Genomic DNA, 21,869 nt, shown 5'->3' with positions numbered 1-21,869 from the left:
TTTTGATCTCAAGGAGCAAACTCATGGTTTGTGCCCGACGCAGGAACCTGTGGGCGGGTTGATCGTGTTACCTCAAAAACCCAGCGGGTACTGAACGACCACGTAAATCCGGTCAATGTCATCCCCAGCCTGTGCTTCGTTGGCGCGGTGGGTGACGTGCGACAGCTGCACCGACAGATCCTTCGCGGCGCCGGATTGCACGACATATTTCAGGTCGATATCGCGTTCCCAGTGTTTACCGCCATCGCCCTGTTGCGGTTGATAGTCACCACTGTCGGCGTCGAAAGGGTTATAGGCGCCGCCCTTCGGCGCGTGCGTACCGTCGATGTGGCTGCCGCTGACGTAGCGGGTCATGAAGTTCAGGCCGGGGATGCCGAAAGCGCCGAGGTCGAGGTCGTAGCGGGCTTGCCAGGAGCGTTCGTTGGCGCCGTTGAAGTCGGCGTATTTGATCGAGTTGGCGAGGTAGATCGAGTCGCCGCCGACGAAATCGAACGGCGTGTCGCCATTGATCCGCTGCCAGCCGAGCATCACCGCATGCGGGCCGAAGCTGTATTTGCCGGAGAGGCTGAAGGCGGTGTTGTCGATCTCGCCGGCCACTGCGCGGCCGGTGTCGCGGGTGTGGTAGAGGTTGGCGTCGAGCAGCACGCCGGCCTGTTTAAAATGCAGGTTGCCGTAATACTGATGCCAGGTGTCGCTCAGTTCTGAGGCGTAGAGTGCGCCGCCGACCGGGCTTGAGCTGAACAGATCGGCACCGACGAAGCTGATGCCACCCGCTTCGGTGTTGGCGCCGTAACCGTAGAAGTCGCCTTGGCCGGAAGAGCTGTCCTGATTCTTGAACGCGGTGAAATGCCCGGCGACCAGATTGACGTTGTCGAACTCGGCGCTGTTGAGCAAAAAGCCTGTGGCGTATTCCGGTTGCAGGCGTTTGTCGGAAGTGTCGAAGACCGGGGTTTCCACGGTCATTTCGCCGAAGGCCAGAGTGGTACGCGAAGCTTTCAATTTGAGCGCACCACCGGCGCTGGAATAGTTGTTTTCACTGCGACCATCGCTGTCGACCGGTAGCAGACCGGTGCCGGAGTGGCCCTTGCCACCGTCGAGTTTCAGGCCGGCGAAAGCGTGGGCGTCAATGCCGAAACCGATTGTGCCCTCGGTGAAACCGGATGAGAAGTTGCCGATAAAGCCCTGTGCCCACTCCTGTTTGTAGTTTTTTCCGGAGGGCGTGGGCGAGCGGTAGTCGTTGCTGAGGTAGAAGTTGCGCAGCAGGACATCACTTTTGGCGTCGTCGAAAAAGCCGCTGGCATGGGCGGTGCCGGTCAGACCGCAGAGCATGGCAAGCAGGGTGAGGCGGGAGGGCGCGCGGTTGATCATGGTCAGGGCCGGTGGTGATTCGAATGGCGCTGATGATCGAAGATTGGGAACAAAGAGGATTGGGTTGATGTGCTGAGTTGGCAGCTTTCACCACAAAACCTGTGGGAGTCGGGGGTAGTCAATTAGAACTGTGGCGGCCGTCAGGCCGCCATCGCTGGCAAGCCAGCTCCCACAGGGTTTGTGGGAGCTGACACAGTGCATTAAGCCAGCGGCGGTGTGCGCGGTGGGATCTGGCGTTTGCTGCCGGTGGATTCGAAAGCGGCGGCGAAGCGCAGCAGGTTCGAGTCGTCGTAGGCGCGGCCGGCGAAGGTCAGGCCGACCGGCATACCGATATCGGCCATCACGCCCATGGGCACGGTGACGGTCGGGACGCCGAGGTGGCGGATCGCGAGGTTGCCGTTGGCCACCCAGACGCCGTTGCTCCAGGCGATGTCGGCCGAAGCAGGATTGACATCCGCGTCGGCCGGGCCGACGTCAGCGACGGTCGGGAACAGCACGGCGTCGAGGCCGAGGTTGTCCATCCAGTCTTCAAGGTCGATACGCCGGGTCTGCTCCAGACCGCGCAGGCCGTCAGGCACGGTAGGAATCTCATTCCACGGCGTGATGCCACGCTCGGCCATGCGCACGTATTCGTCCATGCCGGCGGCCAGATCGCCTTCGCGGTTGGGCAGGGTGCCCGGGTCGTGCGGGAAGATCTTCGGCCCGTCGACATCGACCAGACGATTAAGCTTCGGGTCGCCATTGGCTTGCAGGAAGTCGTCGAACGCCCACGCGGTCAGATCCCACAGTTCATGATGGAGAAACTCTTTCGACACCAGCCCACGGGTGAACACGGTTGGCGCGCCGGGGCGGTCGCCTTCGCAGTTGGAGACCAGCGGGAAGTCGGTTTCGATGACTTCGGCGCCAGCGGCCTCGAGGGCCTGGCGCGCCTGCTTCCACAAATCGATCACCGATGCGCGGGTGTTGATGCGCTGGCCGGTCGGGCCGCCTATGCCGGGGGCTTCGCTGGTGCCGGCGTCGGGGTCGGCGTTGATGTACATGCGCGGGATGGCGAAGCGTTTGCCGGCCAGGGCTTTGGCATCGGCGGCCAGTTCACTGTACGCAGCCGGGCGCACTTCGCTGACGCGCGGGATCGGCACCCACGGTTGCAGGCGCCAGAGGTCGCCACGGGTGTCCGGGTCTTCGGCGACGACCACGTCGAGCACTTCGAGCAGGTCGGCCATGGTCCGCGCGAACGGCACGACGACGTCCATGGTCGGGGTCAACGGCCAGTTGCCGCGCACCGAAATCACCCCGCGCGACGGGGTGTAGGCGCACAGGCCGTTGTTCGACGCAGGGCCGCGTCCGCTCGACCAGGTTTCCTCGGCCAGACCGAACGCAGCAAAACTCGCAGCGGTGGCGGTGCCGGCACCATTGGACGAGCCGGAGGCGAACGGGGCGGTGAGGTAAGCGGCGTTGTACGGGCTTTCGGCGCGGCCATAGACGCCGCGTTGCATGCCGCCATTGGCCATCGGCGGCATGTTGGTCTTGCCCAGGCAGATCGCCCCGGCAGCGCGCAGGCGTTCGATGGTGAAGGCGTCGCGATGGGCGACCAGATCGGCAAATGCCGGGCTGCCGGAAGCGGCGGTCAGGCCCTTGACCAGATAACTGTCTTTGGCGGTGTAGGGGATGCCATCGAGCGGGCCGAGGGTTTCACCGTTGGCGCGGCGGGCGTCGGAGGCGCGGGCTTCGTTCAGCGCTTCAGGGTTGCGCACGACGACGGCGTTGAGTGCCGTCGAAGTGTCGGCGCCATCGTAGGCATCAATGCGTGCCAGATAGGCCTGCACCAGCTCCACGGCAGTGGTCTGGCCGGATTCGAGGGCGGCGCGCAGTTGGGCGATGGAGACTTCGGTGACTTCGATCATTGGGTCACCTGTTGAGCGTGGTTGTTTGGGGCAGGGGTATTCATAGCGGTTCTCGTTGCACGGCTTTAAGCGACAAGGTCAAGACTGGCGCCTATTTAACACCAAGCCGCGCTTCGAGTAATCGGCGGGGTGACGGCCCCGCCGATTTTTTCTGCGTCCAGCGGATCATTCATTGATGCGCGGATGCTGCTGGACCAGCACTTTGCGCTTGGCCTCCAACTCGGCGATCTCGGCATCGATGTCTTCGATTTTCTGCTCGATGTTGTCGTGGTGTTCCTGCAACAGTTCCTTGGCCTCTTCGAGGTCGGAAGCCGCCGGGGCCGCGCCGCGCAGGGGTTTGTTGGCGGTTTCCTTCATGGTCACGCCAGTGACCAGACCGACCACGGCGATGACCATCAGGTAATACGCAGGCATGTACAGATCGTTGGTGCTTTCCACCAGCCAGGCCACGGCAGTCGGGGTCAGACCAGCGATCAGCACCGAGACGTTGAAGGCACTGGCCAGCGCGCTGTAGCGGATGTGCGTGGGGAACATCGCCGGCAGGGTCGAGGCCATCACGCCGATGAAGAAGTTGAGCAGCACCGCGAGGATCAGCAGGCCGGAGAAGATCAGGGCGATGCTGCCGCTGTTGATCAGCATGAACGCCGGAATGGCGAAGATAAACAGGCCAATGCTGCCGACGACGATGAAAGGCTTGCGGCCGATCTTGTCGCTGATGAAACCGATCAGCGGCTGCACAAAGAGCATGCCGACCATGATCGCGATGATGATCAGCACGCCGTGGTTTTCGCTGTAGTGCAGGTTGTGCGTCAGGTAGCTCGGCATGTAGGTGAGCAGCATGTAATAGGTGACGTTGGTCGCCGCCACCACGCCGATGCAGGTCATCAGGCTGCGCCAGTGTTTGGTTGCGACTTCCTTGAACGACACTTTCGGGCCACCGGCTAGGCCTTCGCGGTCGCCTTGTTCGAGTTTTTCCACGTGCTGCTGGAACGCCGGGGTTTCTTCCAGGGCGTGGCGCAGATACAGGCCGATCATGCCCAGCGGCAGGGCGAGGAAGAACGGAATCCGCCAGCCCCATTCTTCGAAGCGCTGTTCACCGAGAATCGTCGAGATCAGCACCACGACACCGGCGCCGAAGACGAAACCGGCGATCGAGCCGAAATCCAGCCAGCTGCCGAGGAAGCCGCGTTTGCGGTCCGGCGCGTATTCAGCGACGAAGATCGAGGCGCCGGTGTATTCACCACCGACCGAGAAGCCTTGGGCCATTTTCGCCAGCAACAGCAGGATCGGCGCCCAGATGCCGATCGAGGCATAGGACGGAATCAGGCCGATGGCGAAGGTGCTCAGGGACATGATGACGATGGTCGCGGCGAGGACTTTCTGTCGTCCGTATTTGTCGCCCAGGGCACCGAAGAACAAACCGCCAAGCGGACGGATGAGGAACGGCACGGAGAAGGTCGCCAGCGCGGCGATCATTTGCACGCCGGGATCGGCGCCGGGGAAGAAGACCTTGCCGAGCACATAGGCGACAAAGCCGTAGACGCCAAAGTCGAACCATTCCATGGCGTTGCCCAGTGCGGCGGCGGTAATCGCCTTGCGCATCTTGGCGTCGTCGACAATGGTGATGTCTTTCAAACCGATCGGTTTGACGGTGTTCTTGCGTGATTTCATTGCGCTGTTCCCGCTCGCTGATCCAGATTACCGCTGCGATGCCATCTCCATGATGGCGCCGGCTCTTCTGGCTCAGATACATGCGGACACGAAATAATTCACCGATGGGCTGGAATTAATTTCGACAGGTGGGGGAGGTGCAACTCCGAGCCTTGTTGGAGCTGTATTGCCTGACCCACCGCTATCGCTGGCAAGCCAGCTCCCACAAGAGTTTTGGGTGTTGCCGGGATTTTGTGTCCGCCGTCAAACCCTGTGGGAGGCGGCTTGCCAGCGATGACGCCATGACATCCATTACAAGGCTTAAAGCGCAGCCTTCACCTGCAAGCCCACCACCAGCGCATTGTCGATGTCCTGCCCGGAAAACGCGCCCGGTTCGATGATGTATTGCAGGTTCGGGCGCAGGGTCAGCCATGGGGTGGCCTGGTAGCCGTAGCCCAACTCGATCAACTGCTCGGCGCTATCGAGGTTCGGAAACGCAGCACCATTGGCCAGCGCGGCATCCTGTTGCACATCGCGGCTGCGCGGGTTCGGCACGGCGCGGCCATAGCCCAGCGCCACGGTGTCACGCGGGCGGCCTTCGAACGGTTTGTACAAAACCACGCCGGTGCCGTACCACTTGCTGAACGGCGAGGCGGCTTCACTGGCCGCCGAATACTGACCGAACGCATGCAGGCTGCGGCCCTCGGAGGTCGGCGAACGCCATACGGCCTGATCGATCAACAAATAATGTCCGCCACGACCGGACACTTCATCGTCGCTGCCAATGCGTTTGACGTCAGAGCTGTCGTAGTAATAGCCGAGCTTGTACTCACCCGGCAGCTCGCCGGCGTGCTTGTACACCAACTCGATCGGCACGACGGTGCCGGTGGTGTGCTTCGGCCCCAGATGCCAGGCGCGGCTGGAATTGCCGTTGCTCTCGGGGTCGACGTTGAACGCAGCCACACGCAGTTGCCAGGACGGCGACAGGTCGTATTTGACCCGCACGCCCAGACGCGCGTTGGGGTAGTTGGTCCAGCCGCTGCCGCCGGACATGTTCAGCGGGTGACCGCAGAAACCGGCGTTCATGAAGTTGCACAGAATGCCGCTATCCAGACCGCCGAGGTCGTTGCCCATGGCCATGTAGCCGAGCTTCACGTTCAGCGCCGGGGTGAACAGGCTGCGCTCGTAACTCAGTTCAGTCAGGCGCGTGTACAGGCCGCCGTAGTTTTCCTGAATCGGCAAGCGGTTGCCGACCAGATCTTCCGACGCGCTGTTGCCGCGCCGGTCGTTGATGGTCAGTTGCACTTTGCCGGCGTTGTCGACGCCGTAGAGTTTGCTCAGATCAAACTGCACGCCGAGCTTGATGTTCTGCGAGTAGCGCGCCGAACGGTGCAGGCCGCCGTCGGCGTTGTAAGCGGTTTCGCCGCTGTAATCGCCAGTGAACTTGATGCCGTCTTCATCGAGTTGATGACGCAAGCCGCCCCAGTCACCGGTCAGGGTGCTGCGGGTCAGCAGACCGGAATCGCTGGCGGCCAGCGCGGGTAGGGCAGTAGCGCAGCTCAGGCCCAGCAACAGGCCAGTGGAAAGCTTGGTACGAGAAAAGCGAACAGCCGATGACATGTGAATCCTTCCTGCTGAAATCTTTAACGCAATAAAACCGCGACGCGGTGCTTTGGGGCACCGCGCGCTTGGAGGAGGTTGGTTGTGCGGCAATGAGTTACGGCAGGGCGTAGGCCATCACGTAATCGCCACGATCGGTCGACTGGCGTGCGCCGCCAGCGGTGACGACGATGTACTGCTTGCCGGTTTTCGGCGAAACGTACGTCATCGGGCCGCCCTGGCTGCCGACCGGCAGACGGGCTTTCCAGATTTCCTCGCCATTGCCGCTGTTGAAGGCGCGCAGGTAGAAGTCCTGGGTGCCGGCAATGAAGATCAGGCCGCCCTGGGTCGACAGGGTGCCGCCGAGGGTTGGCAGACCGATCTTGATCGGCAGGTGCATGCGAATGCCGAGGGGACCGGTGTCTTCAACGGTGCCGACCGGAACCTGCCACGCGACTTTCTGGGTCTTCATGTCGATCGCGGTCAAGGTGCCGAACGGCGGCGCCTGGCACGGAATGCCGGCCACCGACAGGAAGCGGTTCTTGTTCACCGCGTACGGCGTGCCTTTGAGCGGAACAGCGCCCATGCCGGTGTTCAGCGCTTCGCCACCGCCTGCGGCCTGGCCTTTGTTCTGCGACGGGATCATCTGGATCCACAGACCCAGGCGCATGTCGTTGACGAAGATGAAACCGTGCACCGGGTCAGTGGAGATGCTGCCCCAGTTCATGCCACCCAGCGAACCCGGGAAGCTCAGCGATTTGTCGGTACCCGGCGCTGTGTACAGGCCGTCGTAGCGCATGCTCTTGAAGTCGATACGGCAGAGCAACTGGTCGTACGGCGTGGCGCCCCACATGTCCGATTCGGTCAGGTGCTGCGCGCCGATCTGCGGCATGCCCACGGATTTCGGCTGGGTCGGCGAGTACGGCTCGTTAGGGATGTTCGCGGCTTTCACCGGTACTTCCTTGACCTCGGTCAGCGGCTTGCCAGTGGCGCGGTCGAGCACATAGATCTGCCCGGCCTTGGTGCCGATGACCAGCGCCGGAACGCTTTGGCCGTCCTTGTCGAAGTCGATCAGGCTCGGCTGCATCGGCAGGTCGAAGTCCCACAGATCGTTGTGCACGGTCTGGAACACCCAGCGTTCTTCACCGGTGCTGGCGTCCAGCGCGAGGATCGAGGCGCCGTACTTGTGGTCCAGTTCGCTGCGCTCGACACCATAGATGTCGGTGGACGAGCTGCCCATCGGCAGGAACACCGTGTTGGTCGCCGCGTCATAGGACATCGGTGCCCAGCTGTTCGGCGTGCTGCGCACATAGGTGCTGCCGTCAGCCGGTGCGTTGCGGTCCTGCGGGTTGCCCGGGTCGAACGCCCAGCGCATGGCGCCGGTGATCACGTCAAAACCGCGAATCACACCGCCGGGCATGTCGCTCTGCACGTTGTCGGCAACACGACCGCCAACCACTACGGTGGTGCCAGCCATCAATGGCGCGGACGACAACTGATAGTAGCTGTCCGGAACATCACCCAGACCGGCCTTCAGATCGACCTGGCCGTTGTTGCCGAAACCCTGGCAGAACTCACCAGTGTCAGCATCGACCGCGATGAGGCGAGCATCGATGGTATTGGTCAGCAGACGACGCTGGCAGTTGGCAGCCGGCGCCGGTTTGGCTTCGATGATCGAAGAGTTGCTCGGCTGAGCGATGGTCGCGGTGGCGTCGAAATAGGCCATGCCACGGCAGCGCTGCCAGACTTTCGATTGCGCGTTGATCGCGTTCTTCCAAAGCTCTTTACCGGTGTCGGCATCGAGGGCGATCAGGTTGTTGTGCGGGGTGCAGATGAAGACTTTGTTGCCGACCTGCAGCGGGGTGAGCTGGTCTTCGGCGCCGTTGCCATCGCTCTCGGCGACGTCCCCGGTGTGGTAGGTCCACGCGACTTTCAATTTGTCGACGTTGTTGCGGTTGATCTGATCGAGCGCGGCGAAGCGGCTGCCACCTTCGGTGTTGCCGTAGTGCGCCCAGTCTTTCTGCGCCTTGGCCGGCTCGACCGGAGTCAGGCCCGGGCCAGTGCCAGTGGCGGCAACGGTTGGGTGGGCGACGAACATGTTGCCCGCCGCAACGGCCACACCGACCGCAAGCACAGCGGCCACGGCATACGCGCCACGACCGGCCACGCGGCCATTGGCGCGCGCCAGCAGCGGGTAGACCAGAGCGACGACCATACCGATGGCGCTGAACATGAACAGCCGCGAGAACACCGGCCAGAACACCAGCCCGGCGTCAGCCACGGCCCAGATCGCGGTGGCCACGAGAAACGCGGCGAACAACCAGGCGCCTGCGGTTTTCTTCAGTGCGATCAGCACGCCGGAAACGGTCATCGCCAGACCGCCGACCAGGAAGTACCAGGAACCGCCCAGGCTGACCAGCTTCACACCGCCGGCCGCGAGCGCCAGACCGAGCAGGGCGATGATCACGCCAAGGCCGACCAGAATGAACGTTGAAACGCCTGAGACGCGTTGACTGTGGTTCACATTGAAAGTCCCGTTTGAATGAAGCGCGGGATTATAGCGGTAACTAACCATTCAGTTAACCGCAGTTTTGCCATGAAAACGTGCACTTCTGTGAATCAAGCGTGGTGCAGGATTAGCAAAACGCAAGTTGAGAGGGGTTTCTCGAGGTTTCAGCAGGAGGGGCGGATTGAGCGTGGTATTGCAATGCACATGCTTGGACACCGCGCTGGATTCACCCCTCACCCCAGCCCTCTCCCCGAGGAGAGGGAGCTGATTTGTGGGCTTTTTGAGACCTGTGTTCGCCTCGGTATCTCAGGTCGGTGTAACTCGCGCATTCAACTCGGTCAGTCCTCTCTCCCTCTGGGAGAGGGAGCTGATTTGTGGGCTTTTTGAGACCTGTGTTCGCCTCGGTATCTCAGATCGGTGTAACTCGCGCATTCAACTCGGTCAGTCCTCTCTCCCTCTGGCAGAGGGAGCCGATTCGTGGGCTTTTTGAGACCTGTGTTCGCCTCGGTATTTCAGGTCGGTGTAACTCGCGCATTCAACTCGGTCAGTCCTCTCTCCCTCTGGGAGAGGGAGCCGATTTGTGGGCTTTTTGAGACCTGTGTTCGCCTCGGTATTTCAGGTCGGCGTTACTCGCGCATTCAGCTCGGTCAGTTCCCTCTCCCTCTGGGAGAGGGCTAGGGTGAGGGGCTTTTGAGGTTGGCCGCGATAGCAACCTTGCCCTTTGCCCGGCCTTGTTCAACGTAGTGCAAGGCGTCAGCTATCTGATCGAACGGAAAAGTACGATCGATCACCGGTTTGATCACCCCGGCCTCAATCAACGCAGTGATTTTCTGCAACTGGATGCCGTCGGCACGCATGAACAGAAACGAATAACCCACCCCACGCTTGCGCGCCTTGCGCCGAATACCACTGCTGAGCAGGCGCATCACCACCCCGAGCAGCCACGACAAACCCTGCTCCTGAGCGAACTGCGCAGTCGGCGGCCCTGACAGGGAAATCAGTTGCCCGCCCGGTTTCAACACCCTCAACGATTTTTCCAGCACATCGCCGCCGAGGCTGTTGAGCACCACGTCGTAGTCGCGCAGCTCATTGGCGAAATCCTGCTGTTTGTAATCAATCACCACATCAGCGCCCAGCGCCTTGACCCACGCGACATTCGCCGTGCTGGTCGTAGTCGCAACAAAAGCGCCGAGGTGTTTGGCCAGTTGAATGGCGACCGTGCCAACGCCACCGGAGCCGGCGTGAATCAGTACCTTCTGGCCTTTTTGCACGTTGGCGACTTCGACCAGTGCCTGCCACGCCGTCAACGCCACCAGCGGCATGCAAGCCGCCTCGGTCATGGCGAGATTGGCGGGTTTCAACGCGATCGCTGTTTCATCGACAGCGATGCGTTCGGCAAACGTGCCAATCCTGTTTTCAGGCGCACGCGCATAAACCTCATCGCCCGGCTTGAAACGCTTGACCGCCGCACCGGTGCTGAGCACCACGCCGGCGACATCGTTGCCCAATATCAAAGGCATTTGATAGGGCAGGATCATCTTGAATTCGCCGCTGCGAATCTTCAGATCCAGCGGGTTGACGCTGCTGGCGCGCACTTCGATCAGCACGTCGTGTGCGCCGACCTGCGGTTCCGGGATGTCGCCAATCCGGCCGTTCTGCTTGCCGTAGCGCTCGATGAAAAATGCCTTCATTGCGGATGCTCTTGTCGGTAGAAACCGCCGGCATAGCGGCGGGTTTGAATGAGGTCAGGCCTGAGTCAGATAACGTTGCGCAACAGCCGACTGGCGGATCTCCCCCAACAGGCCCTGCCGCGCGGTTTGCAGGGCATCCCAGCGCTCGCCCTCGTGCAGCGGCGGGATGGTCACGACTTCGCGACGGTCGAAGCCGACCAGCGCTGCATCGACCATGTCGCCGACTTCCATGATGTCGGTGAGGGTGTTGATGTCGATACCGGCGCGGTCCCAGATTTCCGTGCGGGTGGCGGCGGGCAGGACCGCTTGCACATACACGCCCTGTGGCGACAGTTCCAGGCTCAGGCCCTGGGAGAGAAACAGCACGAACGCCTTGGTCGCGCCATACACCGACATGCCGAACTCCGGCGCCAGGCCCACCACCGAGCCGATATTGATGATCGCGCCGTCGCCGGCCTTGGCCAAGCGCGGGGCGATGGCGCTAGCCAGCCGCACCAACGCGGTGGTGTTAAGCGCGACCAGTTGCGCCACGCTGTCGGTGCTTTGCTCGATGAAGGTGCCGGACTGCGCGGCGCCGGCATTGTTGACGAGGATACCGATGCGCGAGTCGTCACGCAGACGCGCCTCGACGGTTTGCAGGTCGCTCAGTTGCGTCAGGTCGGCCTGTAGCACTTCGACATGGACGTTGTGCTCAGCGCGCAAACCGGCGGCAAGGCTGTCCAGGCGCGACTGGTCACGGGCGACCAGCACCAGATCGTGCCCGCGCTGGGCGAAACGTGCGGCGTAGGCGGCGCCTATGCCGGTGGAGGCGCCAGTGATCAGAACAGTAGGGCGAGTAGTCATGGTGTTGGCTCTTTTTCAGGTGAAGACTGATTGCGGGCTTTTAGGATGATGACCGAAATCTAAGATGTCAACGGTTTTGATTATGGCTAACATCTATGTATCATCGAGCCATGATTTTTCAGCGCTGGAGGATTCAACATGCGCGTATCCAAAGCTCAGGCTCAGGCCAATCGCGAGCACATTGTCGAAACGGCATCAGTGATGTTCCGCGAACGCGGTTATGACGGGGTCGGCGTGGCTGACCTGATGGCGGCCGCCGGTTTTACTCACGGCGGTTTCTACAAACACTTCGGCTCCAAGGCCGACCTGATGGCCGAAGCCTCGGCCAATAGCCTGGCGCAGTCCACGGCCGCCGCCGAAAGCATGAGCGTGCAGGATTTCATCGACGTGTACGTGTCCCGCGACCATCGCGACGGCCGTTCCACCGGTTGCACTATGGCGGCGCTGTGCGGCGATGCGGCGCGACAGTCCGGGGACGTAAAAGCGGCGTTCGCTGAAGGCATCGAGCGCACGTTACGGACGCTCGGCGAGAAATACCCGACGGCAGCGGATGCACCGCAAGGTGAGGGCCGAACCCGGATGATCGATCTGCTGGCCCGCGCGGTCGGGGCGATCATGCTGTCGCGGGCCTGTCCGGATGACTCGGCGCTGGCCGATGAGATTCTGGCGGTGTGTCACGCTTCGATGACGGCATCGTTGCCAGTCATCGAGGCGCCCTCACCCTAACCCTCTCCCAGAGGGGACTGACCGAGTTGTTTGGGCGATTTACGCCAGGCGCTGATATCGGGTCGAACTCCGGCTCTGAATGCTCCATAGATCAGCTCCCTCTCCCTGGGGAGAGGGCTGGGGTGAGGGGTGAATCCGGCGCGATACCAAAGCCGAACGCCAGCACTTCGCCTCAGAAACTCAAGCGTGAAACGGATAATCGACGTAACCACGCTGATCGCCGCCGAAAAAACTGCTCGGATCCGGTGTGTTCAGCTCAAGCCCATCGTGCAGCCGACGCGGCAGATCCGGGTTGGCCAGGAATGGCCGGCCAAAGGCGATGATGTCGGCGCGATCGGTGTTCAGCGCCTGTTCGGCGGACTCGGCGTCGTAACCGCCAGCGAGGATCAGCACGCCGTTCCAGGTCTGGCGCAACTGGGCAATGATCGCGTCCCAGCGCGGATCAAAGTTTTCGTCCTTGACCGTGCCGACCATGGCCGGCTCGACCAGGTGCAGGTAGGCCAGATTCCACTGGTTGAGCGCTTCGACCAGATAACCGAAGGTCGCTTCAGGCGTGTCATCGCCCATGCCCATGAAGCGACCCATTGGCGTCAGGCGTACGCCAACGCGCTCGGCACCGACTTCATCAGCCACGGCGGCGACCATTTCGAGCAGGAAGCGCGCGCGGTTTTCTACGCTGCCGCCATAGGCGTCGTCGCGCTGGTTGCTGTTGCTGTTGAGGAACTGGTCGAGCAGATAACCGTTGCCGGCATGGATTTCCACGCCGTCCATGCCAGCGTTCAACGCGTTACGCGCAGCGCGGCGATAGTCTTCGACGATGTCGGCAATTTCCGCCGTTTCGAGGGCGCGCGGCACCGGTACATCGCCCCACACGCCGTTGCCTTGTTCATCGACGATAAAGGTCTTGCCCGGCACTGGCAGGGCGCTTGGCGCCACCGGCAAGCCGGCGTCCGGCTGAAAGCTGGGGTGCGAGACCCGGCCGACGTGCCACAGCTGCATGAAGATCAGACCGTTCGCTGCGTGCACCGCCGTGCTGACTTCGCGCCACGCCTGGACTTGCGCATCGGTGTAGATCCCCGGCGTCCACGCATAGCCCTGGCCCTGTTGGGAGATCTGCGTGGCCTCGGTGATGATCAGCGCAGCACTGGCGCGTTGGCGGTAGTACTCGGCGTTCATTGCAGTCGGCACGTCGCCCGGCTGGCCAGCGCGCGAGCGAGTCAAGGGCGCCATCGCCACGCGATGGGCAAGGGTGTAAGGGCCGAGTGCGATGGGTTGGAACAGGCGACGGGTCATGGGTAGCTCCGGATGTCGATGACTAGGGTTCAAGCGCGGCAGCCAAGTGCCGCGCGCTGTGCAGGTAACTTAACCGGGGGCGGCGGGGCTGATAATCCGTGGCCGGCGCTACGCAGTTTTGCGCGCAACGCAACGGCACCCGCGCTCATCGCTGATGAACGCGGGCGTGGTTCAGGCGGGCTGGGTCGAGCGAGTCAGCGGCAGATTCAGCCAGCGCCGGCCAGTGGCATTGCTGACCGCGTTGCCGAGCGCAGCAGCCATTGGCCCTTGGACAATTTCGGCAGCACCGAGGAAAGGTTCGCCCGGTTGATCGAGCAGGTGCACATCGACTTTTTTCGGCAATTGCGTGAAACGCAGAATTGGATAACCGCTCCAGTCGTAGCTGCGAATGCCGCCCGCGTCGTAGGCGACTTGTTCGTAGAGCGTCCAGCTTGTCGACTGGACGATGCCGCCCTCGACCTGATTGCGCAGGCCATCTGGGCTGACAATCTGGCCAACATCGACCGCCGTCACCACATGATCGACACGGATCTCGCCGGTCTGCGGATGCACCCGCAGTTTCACCGCGAGGGCGCAGTAACCCATGATGTTCTTGTAGCGGGCGAAGGCGAAACCGATCCCCGCGCCGGGCTCGTTGCTCTTGTGGGGCCAGCCGATTTCGTCACGCACGCGCTCGATCACGGCGCGGGCACGCGGATCGCTCAGATGGGCCAGGCGCAACGCCACGGGATCGAGTCCGGCCTTGATCGCCAACTCATCAATACCCGCCTCGATCGCAAAGATATTGATGTGCGCACCGAGCGAGCGCATGGCCGAAGTGCGGAACGGCATGGTGGTGACGAAGTTCATGTTGATCCGCGTCGCGCCCAGCTCGTACAGCGGCACCGCGTTGCGATCGCCGTCACCTTCGGGCTGGGCGATCGGCACCGACGGCGCCGAGGCGAAGGGTCTGGCCAATACACGTGCCGGCAGCAAACGCCCGGCATTGACGATGCGTTCGTTGTGCGGCGTGGTCCACAGCTCGTAGTTCCAGTCCTGCAAACGGCCCTGACTGAGGCCAGCATCGATTTCGGTGACCATCGCCGAACTGTACGGCTCCCAGAGATTTTCCTGCTCGCGCATCCATTGCACCCTGACCGGCGTGCCCGGCAGGCGCATGGCGATCAGCGCGGCATCGGCGGCGGCATCATCGGCGCCGTTGTGGCCATAGCAACCCGAGCCTTCGGTGTGAATGCAGCGCACACGCTCCGGCGGCAGCCGCAGCATCTCGGCGATACCGGCGCGCAGCGGATAGACGCCTTGGGTGTGGGTCCACACCGTGAGCACGCCGTCGTTGAACCAGGCCACCGCACAGGACGGGCCGATCGAACCGTGCATCAAGTACTGCTTGGTCACCCGCGCCTTGAAGCGCGTTTCGGTCGCGCCGCCGGCATTGCCGGTGTTGCTGATCGGATAGCGCTTGGAGGGCAATTGCTTGAGCAAATCGTGAATCCCGGCGGCTTCGGGAATCGCCTCGCCACCACTCCACTTGGCACTCTCAATGCCGCTGCGCATGGCCTTGATCGCTTGCCACTCATCACGGGCGACCACGGCCAGATAGTTGCCGTCGCGAATCACTTTGACCACGCCGTTCAACGCCTCGATGGACGCGGCATCGAACGCCTGAAGCGTGCAGCCGGGACGCGGCGGGCGGATGACACGCGCGTGCAGCATGCCCGGCAGGCGCATGTCCTGCACAAATGCCGCGCCGCCGCTGACCTTGGCCGGAATGTCCAGGCGCGGCAGGTTGTGGCCGATCAGTTTGAAGTCGGCCGCCGCCATCGTCGGTGATTGCGCCTTGGCGTATTGGTGCACATCGACATGCTTGACCGCGTCGGCATAAGCAATGCGCTGACCAGTCGGCCCTTCGATGATTCCGTCGCGAGTGCTCAGTTGCGCAGCATCAACTTGCCAACTGCGCGCAGCGGCATCGACGAGCATTTCCCGCACCTGCGCGGCGGCGTTGTACAGCGCGGTGCCGCTGTCGAAAATGCTGTGGCTGCCGGCGGTGTAGCCTTCGTTGGGCGTCAGCGCGGTGTCGGCGGTGAGCAAATTGACGGCGCTGGCCGGCACCTGCAAACGCTCGGCGGCGATTTGCAGCAACGCGGTTTTCACTCCAGTGCCCAGTTCGACTTTGCCGGTGTACACGGTGATGCCGTCGGCGCCGATGCGAATCCACGCGTCCAGGTAAGGGTTGGTGCGCAGGCTGCCGGGCAGATCGGGGGCCAGCACTACGGTGCCGAGGGTGTCGACTTCGGTGTCGGCCAAGACACGCCGCGCTACCGGCATCAGGGTGAAGGCCATCAGCAACGCGCCGCCGCGCAGGAAGGCCCGACGGCTGGGGTTCAAACCGTTTGTTTCGCTCATGTCAGGCTCCCGTTGTGCCCGGCCACCTGCTTGATCGCCTCGATGATGCGCAAATGGGTGCCGCAACGGCACAGATTGCCGGCCATGTGCTCGCGGATGGTTTGTTCGTCCGGGTGCGGATCACGTTCGAGCAACGCCTGCGCGCGCATCAGCATGCCGGCGATGCAGTAACCGCATTGCGCCGCTTGCTTGTCGATGAACGCCGTTTGCAACGGGCCGGGTTTTTCTGCGCTGCCGAGGCTCTCCACGGTGCGGATCTTTTTCCCCTCAAGGCCTGCGCAGGGTGTGAGGCAGGCGAACACCGGCTGGTCGTCGACGATCACCGTGCACGCGCCGCACTGGCCCAGGCCGCAGCCGTACTTGGCGCCGTTGAGGTTCAAGTGGTTGCGCAGCGCATACAGCAGCGGCATGTCCGGCTCCAGCTTCAGCGCTTGGGCGGCTCCATTGACGGTGAGAGTGATCTGGCTCATTTCGTCTCCTGACGTAACGCTTCAACAGTGGAAGAAAGGTCGGCCCATGGCTGATCGGGTTTGGCTTGCTCGCGCAGATACGCGGCGAGGGCGCCGAGCTGGGCGTTGTCGAGGCTGGCGGCGAACGGCGGCATCACCGGGCCGGGCGCGCCGGGAATGGCGGGCACGCCTTCAAGCACGGTCTTGAGAAAGTTGCGCGGGCTGGCCGCTTGCAGCGCCGAAGTGCTTTGCAGGCCGGGGCGGCCGTCGATTTCCCGCATCGGCGCGGCGGGTGCGTGACATCCGGCACAGGCGCTGCTGAAGAGCAGGGCGCCGCTGCTGTGATCCGCTGGACTGCTCGGCGGCTTTTGCGCAGTGATTTCGCTCACCGCGTGCGGGCTTTTCAGGCTCAGCAGGTAGTCGGCAATCGCTTCGGCTTCACTGGCCGGCAAGCGCGCCAGACTCAGGCTGACCGGGCGCATCGGGCCGGCCGGTGTGCCGTGGCCATCGACGACATCGGCGCGCAGATAGCCGACCAATTGCTCGCGATTCCACGGATTGGCGCGTTGGCCGAGGCCGACCAGTGCTGGCGCTTCCCAGCCATCGACGCTGCCGCCCTTCAAATACTCCGAGGATTTCTCCGCGCCGATCAGGTTCAGCGGCGAATGGCAGCCGGCGCAGTGGCCCGGGCCGTCGACCAGATAGCGTCCGCGATTCCATGCCGCGCTGTGTTCGGCCTGCGGCGTGAGCGGCTCGCCATGCAGAAACAGCAGATTCCAGAACGACACCAGCGGGCGGATGTTCATCGGGAAATTCATCTGGTTCTGCATGGCGGGCGCATGTACGGCGGGGCCGCTCATCAAGTAGGCATAGGCGTCGGCGATGTCTTCGGAGCTCATGCGCCGGTAGTGCACGTAAGGAAACGCCGGGTAGAGAAAGTGGCCGTCGCGGGCAATGCCTTCGCGCATCGCCCGCTCGAAGGCCGGCAGTGACCATTCGCCGATGCCGGTCTGCGCATCCGGGGTGATGTTGGTGCTGTATAGCGTGCCGAACGGCGTCACCAGCGGCAGCCCGCCGGCCAGGTATTCGCCGCCGGGGCGGGTATGGCACACCGCGCAGTCGCCGGCCTCGACCACCCGTGCGCCGCGTTGCAATTGCGCAGTATCGAATGACGTCGGCCGTTTGATTGGCGCGATCGCCGGGCGCCACATCAGCGCGACGGCGACGATCAGGCCGAGTACCGCGAGCACGGCGACGCTGATCCACAGGGTTCTGGATTTGAGCAAATGGCTGTTCATGGTCGGCAGAAAAACGCGGCGGACAGTGGCAGGACGAGTGCAGTGCGGGTCATGGAAACGCTCCTTGTAGCAGCCGGGGGAAGGGCGCCGATGCGGACGTCTGCGCCAGGGCCAAAGCGTAGAGAAGACCCTTGCAGCGGAGAATCACTGGCCCGCGCAACAGCGCGTTGCGCCACAAGCAACGTTGCGCGCCGCGCATCAGTGCGTTGCCAGTGGCACGGATTCTCGCCCCCGCCGGCTCACCGTAGCCTTGGCACAACTTTCCCGAACTCAACGAGGTGTCACCATGCTTACGGGCAACCCTGCCGTTGCGGCCCCCGCCGAACAGCCTGCTTCACTCTCCGGCCTGATGGTCGCGTTTCTGGCATTTTGCTGCGGCGCGGTCGTCGCCAACCTGTATTACGCACAACCCATCGTCGAACTGATCGCGCCGCAGATCGGCCTGTCCAGCGCCAATGCCAGCCTGATCGTGTCGCTGACCCAATTCGGTTACGCCTTGGGCCTGTTGCTGCTGGTGCCGTTGGCCGACCTGATGGAAAACCGCCGTCTGGTGGTCGGTTTCACCCTCGCTGCGAGTGTGACGCTGCTGTGCGCTGGCCTGACCCACTCGCCGTCGCTGTTTCTGCTGCTTTCTTTGCTGATCGGCCTGACTTCGGTGGCAGTGCAGATTCTTGTGCCGCTGGCCGCGCATCTGGCACCGGAAGCCAGCCGTGGCCGCGTCGTTGGCAACATCATGAGCGGCTTGCTGCTGGGGATTCTGCTGTCGCGGCCGCTGTCGAGTCTGTTGGTTGAAGTGTTCGGCTGGCGCGGGGTGTTTTACAGCGCGGCGGCACTGATGGCGGTAATCGCGCTGATTACCGCTGTGGCACTGCCGCGCCGGGTGCCGACGCACAAAGCCACCTATGTCGCGTTGATCGGTTCGGTGTTTGCCTTGGCCCGACGCTTTCCTGTGTTGCGCCAGCGTTCGCTGTATCAGGGTTTACTGTTCGCCAGTTTCAGCCTGTTCTGGACTCTCGCGCCGATTGAGCTGATGCGTCACCACAGTTTCAGCCAGGCGCAGGTGGCGATCTTTGCGTTGGTCGGCGCGGTGGGTGCGATTGCTGCGCCGATTGCCGGGCGTCTGGCCGATGCCGGGCACGGTCGTCGCGGTACCTTGGTGGCGTTGCTGCTGGCGCCGCTGTCGCTGTTGATCGCCGCGTTGCCGGGCAGTGGTTATGTGTGGCTGGTGGTGTGTGCGGTGCTGCTGGATTTTGCCGTGCAGTTGAACATGGTCCTCGGCCAGCGCGAGGTCTACGCCCTCGACCCGCACAGCCGCGCCCGCCTGAATGCGGTGTACATGACGAGCATCTTCGTCGGCGGCGCCCTCGGCTCACTGGTCGCCAGCCCGCTGTACGAACACTTCGGCTGGAATCTCTCGGCCGTCGCCGTAGCGGTGTTGCCGGCGCTGGCGCTGGCGTTGTTCCTGAGCCGCAAGGCTGATGGCTGAGGTCGCGATGAGGCCCGGCAAGCACGACGATACAAGACGTGTGGCGAGCACTGATGCACAATCAGCGGCGTTCCCTCACCACCGGATCCCGCTTATGGACAAGTTGCTGGCATTGAAGATGTTTGTTGAAACCGTGCGCTGCGGGGGCTATTCCTCGGCGGCGCGCAAGCTTGGGATTTCGACGTCTTCGGTGACACGGCAAGTGGCGGGGCTGGAAAACGAGTTGGGCGCCAGTCTGCTCAATCGCACCACGCGCAACACCAGCGTGACCGTCGCCGGTCAAACCTATTTCGAGAAGGCCGTGGCCATTCTCGATGCTATCGACGAAGCCGATGCGGTGGTCGCCGATCGTGGCAGTGATGCCCAAGGCCGCTTGCGCATCAGCGTGCCGGTGGAGTTTGGCCGCCGGCTGATCGCGCCGCACCTGAGCCGCTTGCTCGAACGCCATCCGGGGCTGGAGATCAGCCTGTCACTGAGCGATCAGGTCAGCGATTTGCTCAGCGAGCAGATCGACGTTTCAGTGCGGCTCGGCTCGACGGTGGTCAGCGAAGACATCGTCAGCAAACGCGTCGGGCAGTTTCAGCGTTGGATTGTCGCCAGCCCGGATTATCTGGCGCGCAGCGGCGTGCTCGAACATCCGCGGGATCTGCTTGAGCACCAATGCCTGCGTTTCGATTACGGCGGCAGCCATCATCACTGGACCTTTCAGGGCGACGAAGAGCCGATTCAGCTCAACGTTGCGGGACGCCTGCAAAGCAACAACGCCGACATTCTGCGCGAAGCGGCGATTGGCGGTGGCGGGGTGGCGCTGCTGGCCGACTGGCTGGTGCGCGACGACGTCGCCGCCGGGCGCCTGACGCGCTTGCTTGAGCACTACGAGGTCAATCCCGGCAGTGCCAGCAGTTGCATCAACGCGCTGTACCTGCCCAACCACCGTGGATCGAGCCGGATCAACGTGTTCATCGATTTTCTCGTGGAAATCCTCAAACCCGCCGCACCTGCCGCTTAGCGCTGCACACTCTGTTGCTGCAGCCGCTGCACACTGCTTGTATGCTTGCGCCCCGGAACACGTGGCCGCCGTGAGTGCCGACGTTCGAATGATGGCTGGAATGGATCCCGGACTTCCTTAAGGTACTGACGTGAAGCGTGATACTCGCCTTGTAATGCTCCTGCTGCTGGTGATTGGCTGTTCCCTGACTTCACTGACGATCTGGAAGGTCTGGTCTTCGCGCGAGCGTGCGCTGGCGGAAGTCGACGTGCATGGCCTCAACCTGACCCAGGCGCTCAATACCTACACCGAAGGCATCGTCCGGCAAAGCTCGCTGCTCTTGCTCGGACTGGTCGAACGTCTGGAAACCGAGGGCAACGGCCCGGCGCAGATTCAACGCATCCAGAGCCTGATCGACCGCCAGCAGCCGCTGATGCCACAGCTCAGCGGCATCATCATCTATGACCGGAACGGGCATTGGCTGATGTCCTCCAATCGGCCGATTCCGGAGGGCGCCAACAGCAGCGACCGCGCCTATTTCATACATCACCGTGACAGCCCGAGCCGCGAGCCGTTCATAGGCCCGCCGATCCAGAGCCGTGCCAATCACGAATGGGTGGTGACTATCAGTCGGCGCTTCAACGACGATGGCGGGCAGTTCGCTGGCGTGGTAGCGGTGACGCTGGGGGTGGAAAACTTTTTGCGCGTGTTCGGCAAACTCGACGTTGGCCAGGACGGCGCGATAGGCCTGTCGTACACCGATGGCACGCTGCTGGTCCGCTATCCGTTCCGCGAGCAGGACATGGGCCGCAACTTCTCCAAATCGCCGATCTACGCCAAATACCTCGTTGACCGCTCGGTCGGCACTGCCTCCTACACCTCCAGCCTCGACGGTGTCGAGCGGCTGTACGCGTTCCGCAAAAGCGAAACGCTGCCGCTGATCACCACCGTGGCTCTGGGCAAGGACGAAGCGCTGGCGGCGTGGCGCATCGAAGCGGCGCTGTCGGCGGTGGTGGTGATCGGGCTGCTGGGGCTGACCGGGTTGATCGGCTGGTTCCTGATCCTTGATATCCGCCGCCGCACCGAGGCCGAAGAAGCCTTGCGCGATGCCCAGCAGCAATTGCTCGCGTCCAATCGCCAGCTGGAATTACTGGCGCTGAAGGACGCGCTGACCGGCCTGGCCAACCGCCGCTGTTTCGATGAAACCCTGACGGTGGAAGCGCGGCGCGCGCAGCGTGACGGGACTTCGCTGGCCTTGCTGATGATTGATATTGATCACTTCAAATTGTTCAACGATGCCTTGGGCCACGTCGCCGGCGATGCCTGCCTGCAAGCGGTCAGCAAGATTCTTGAAGGCTGCGTGCGACGCCCCTCGGATCTGGTCGCGCGCTACGGTGGCGAGGAAATGGCGGTGATCATGCCGGCCACCGACAGCGCCGGTGCGACGGTGGTGGCGCAACTGATGCTCGAGCGTTTGCAGCAGGCGAACATCGCCCACCCGGGCAGTCCGTTTGCTCGGATCACGGTGAGTATCGGCATGGCGGTACGGACGGGCGCGCTGCTGGATTCGCTGCCGGCGTTGATCCAAACCGCCGATCAGGCGCTGTACCGCGCGAAAGCAGCGGGGCGCAACGGGATAGCCGGGCAGGCCTGAGGCGC

15 protein-coding genes are annotated in these 21,869 nt (G+C 62.9%); 4 read left to right on the top strand and 11 right to left on the bottom strand.

Features of this window, described 5'->3' with window-relative positions; genetic code table 11:
- Positions 1-72 precede the first annotated feature (72 nt).
- The 7 genes from CKW30_RS04320 to CKW30_RS04290 all read right to left on the bottom strand — a co-directional run bounded on the left by CKW30_RS04320 (position 73) and on the right by CKW30_RS04290 (position 11,564).
- Positions 73-1,368: an OprD family porin gene (locus CKW30_RS04320; protein WP_095180072.1), complete on the bottom strand. Its 1,296-nt coding sequence runs from the start codon at positions 1,366-1,368 to the stop codon at positions 73-75.
- Between the two features lie 200 nt (positions 1,369-1,568).
- Positions 1,569-3,272, bottom strand: coding sequence for an amidase (locus CKW30_RS04315; RefSeq protein ID WP_095180071.1), 1,704 nt, complete (start codon positions 3,270-3,272; stop codon positions 1,569-1,571).
- Between the two features lie 165 nt (positions 3,273-3,437).
- Positions 3,438-4,943, bottom strand: a complete 1,506-nt coding sequence (gene proP / locus CKW30_RS04310; RefSeq protein ID WP_041480305.1) for a glycine betaine/L-proline transporter ProP — start codon at positions 4,941-4,943, stop codon at positions 3,438-3,440.
- Positions 4,944-5,243: 300 nt separating this feature from the next.
- A complete protein-coding gene (locus tag CKW30_RS04305) occupies positions 5,244-6,542 on the bottom strand; it encodes a carbohydrate porin (RefSeq protein ID WP_095180070.1) in 1,299 nt (432 codons plus the stop codon).
- Positions 6,543-6,639: 97 nt separating this feature from the next.
- Positions 6,640-9,045: a glucose/quinate/shikimate family membrane-bound PQQ-dependent dehydrogenase gene (locus tag CKW30_RS04300; RefSeq protein WP_095180069.1), complete on the bottom strand. Its 2,406-nt coding sequence runs from the start codon at positions 9,043-9,045 to the stop codon at positions 6,640-6,642.
- 659 nt (positions 9,046-9,704) lie between these two features.
- Entirely contained in the window at positions 9,705-10,721 is a 1,017-nt protein-coding gene (locus CKW30_RS04295; RefSeq protein WP_095180068.1) for an NADP-dependent oxidoreductase, read from the bottom strand.
- A gap of 54 nt (positions 10,722-10,775) precedes the next feature.
- The gene (locus CKW30_RS04290; RefSeq protein ID WP_095180067.1) at positions 10,776-11,564 is read right to left on the bottom strand and encodes an SDR family oxidoreductase; all 789 of its coding nucleotides are present in this window, start codon (positions 11,562-11,564) and stop codon (positions 10,776-10,778) included.
- Positions 11,565-11,702: 138 nt separating this feature from the next.
- On the opposite strand from CKW30_RS04290, the gene CKW30_RS04285 reads away from it, so the two are divergent.
- Positions 11,703-12,290: a TetR/AcrR family transcriptional regulator gene (locus CKW30_RS04285; protein WP_095180066.1), complete on the top strand. Its 588-nt coding sequence runs from the start codon at positions 11,703-11,705 to the stop codon at positions 12,288-12,290.
- Positions 12,291-12,470: 180 nt separating this feature from the next.
- Here the strand turns inward: CKW30_RS04285 and CKW30_RS04280 are convergent, their stop codons facing one another.
- From CKW30_RS04280 to CKW30_RS04265, 4 genes are all read right to left on the bottom strand, one after another.
- Positions 12,471-13,583: an alkene reductase gene (locus CKW30_RS04280; protein ID WP_095180065.1), complete on the bottom strand. Its 1,113-nt coding sequence runs from the start codon at positions 13,581-13,583 to the stop codon at positions 12,471-12,473.
- Positions 13,584-13,754: 171 nt separating this feature from the next.
- On the bottom strand, positions 13,755-15,989 hold the full coding sequence (locus tag CKW30_RS04275) for a molybdopterin cofactor-binding domain-containing protein (RefSeq protein WP_095180064.1): 2,235 nt from the start codon (positions 15,987-15,989) through the stop codon (positions 13,755-13,757).
- The gene (locus CKW30_RS04270; RefSeq protein WP_095180063.1) at positions 15,986-16,459 is read right to left on the bottom strand and encodes a (2Fe-2S)-binding protein; all 474 of its coding nucleotides are present in this window, start codon (positions 16,457-16,459) and stop codon (positions 15,986-15,988) included. Before CKW30_RS04270 ends, CKW30_RS04275 begins: the two co-directional genes overlap by 4 nt.
- On the bottom strand, positions 16,456-17,724 hold the full coding sequence (locus tag CKW30_RS04265; protein WP_371857516.1) for a cytochrome c: 1,269 nt from the start codon (positions 17,722-17,724) through the stop codon (positions 16,456-16,458). The genes CKW30_RS04270 and CKW30_RS04265 overlap by 4 nt, the downstream gene beginning before the upstream one ends.
- 298 nt (positions 17,725-18,022) lie before the next feature.
- On the opposite strand from CKW30_RS04265, the gene CKW30_RS04260 reads away from it, so the two are divergent.
- From CKW30_RS04260 to CKW30_RS04250, 3 genes are all read left to right on the top strand, one after another.
- The gene (locus CKW30_RS04260; protein WP_095180061.1) at positions 18,023-19,222 is read left to right on the top strand and encodes an MFS transporter; all 1,200 of its coding nucleotides are present in this window, start codon (positions 18,023-18,025) and stop codon (positions 19,220-19,222) included.
- 94 nt (positions 19,223-19,316) lie between these two features.
- Positions 19,317-20,231, top strand: a complete 915-nt coding sequence (locus tag CKW30_RS04255) for a LysR family transcriptional regulator (protein ID WP_041480316.1) — start codon at positions 19,317-19,319, stop codon at positions 20,229-20,231.
- 130 nt (positions 20,232-20,361) lie between these two features.
- Positions 20,362-21,864, top strand: coding sequence for a sensor domain-containing diguanylate cyclase (locus tag CKW30_RS04250; protein ID WP_095180060.1), 1,503 nt, complete (start codon positions 20,362-20,364; stop codon positions 21,862-21,864).
- The last annotated feature ends 5 nt before the right edge of the window (positions 21,865-21,869 follow it).

Origin of the sequence: Pseudomonas sp. Irchel 3F6, from assembly GCF_900187595.1 — a bacterium.
GTDB lineage: Bacteria > Pseudomonadota > Gammaproteobacteria > Pseudomonadales > Pseudomonadaceae > Aquipseudomonas > Aquipseudomonas siliginis.
This window is presented reverse-complemented; position numbering and strand designations above follow the sequence as displayed.

Bases quoted from the DNA above. Each gene is read 5' to 3' on its own strand.
- CKW30_RS04290 (WP_095180067.1), bottom strand. From the start codon at position 11,564: ATGACTACTCGCCCTACTGTTCTGATCACTGGCGCCTCCACCGGCATA.
- CKW30_RS04320 (WP_095180072.1), bottom strand. From the start codon at position 1,368: ATGATCAACCGCGCGCCCTCCCGCCTCACCCTGCTTGCCATGCTCTGC.
- CKW30_RS04270 (WP_095180063.1), bottom strand. From the start codon at position 16,459: ATGAGCCAGATCACTCTCACCGTCAATGGAGCCGCCCAAGCGCTGAAG.
- CKW30_RS04315 (WP_095180071.1), bottom strand. From the start codon at position 3,272: ATGATCGAAGTCACCGAAGTCTCCATCGCCCAACTGCGCGCCGCCCTC.
- CKW30_RS04280 (WP_095180065.1), bottom strand. From the start codon at position 13,583: ATGACCCGTCGCCTGTTCCAACCCATCGCACTCGGCCCTTACACCCTT.
- CKW30_RS04260 (WP_095180061.1), top strand. From the start codon at position 18,023: ATGCTTACGGGCAACCCTGCCGTTGCGGCCCCCGCCGAACAGCCTGCT.
- CKW30_RS04285 (WP_095180066.1), top strand. From the start codon at position 11,703: ATGCGCGTATCCAAAGCTCAGGCTCAGGCCAATCGCGAGCACATTGTC.
- CKW30_RS04295 (WP_095180068.1), bottom strand. From the start codon at position 10,721: ATGAAGGCATTTTTCATCGAGCGCTACGGCAAGCAGAACGGCCGGATT.
- CKW30_RS04255 (WP_041480316.1), top strand. From the start codon at position 19,317: ATGGACAAGTTGCTGGCATTGAAGATGTTTGTTGAAACCGTGCGCTGC.
- CKW30_RS04305 (WP_095180070.1), bottom strand. From the start codon at position 6,542: ATGTCATCGGCTGTTCGCTTTTCTCGTACCAAGCTTTCCACTGGCCTG.
- CKW30_RS04275 (WP_095180064.1), bottom strand. From the start codon at position 15,989: ATGAGCGAAACAAACGGTTTGAACCCCAGCCGTCGGGCCTTCCTGCGC.
- proP (WP_041480305.1), bottom strand. From the start codon at position 4,943: ATGAAATCACGCAAGAACACCGTCAAACCGATCGGTTTGAAAGACATC.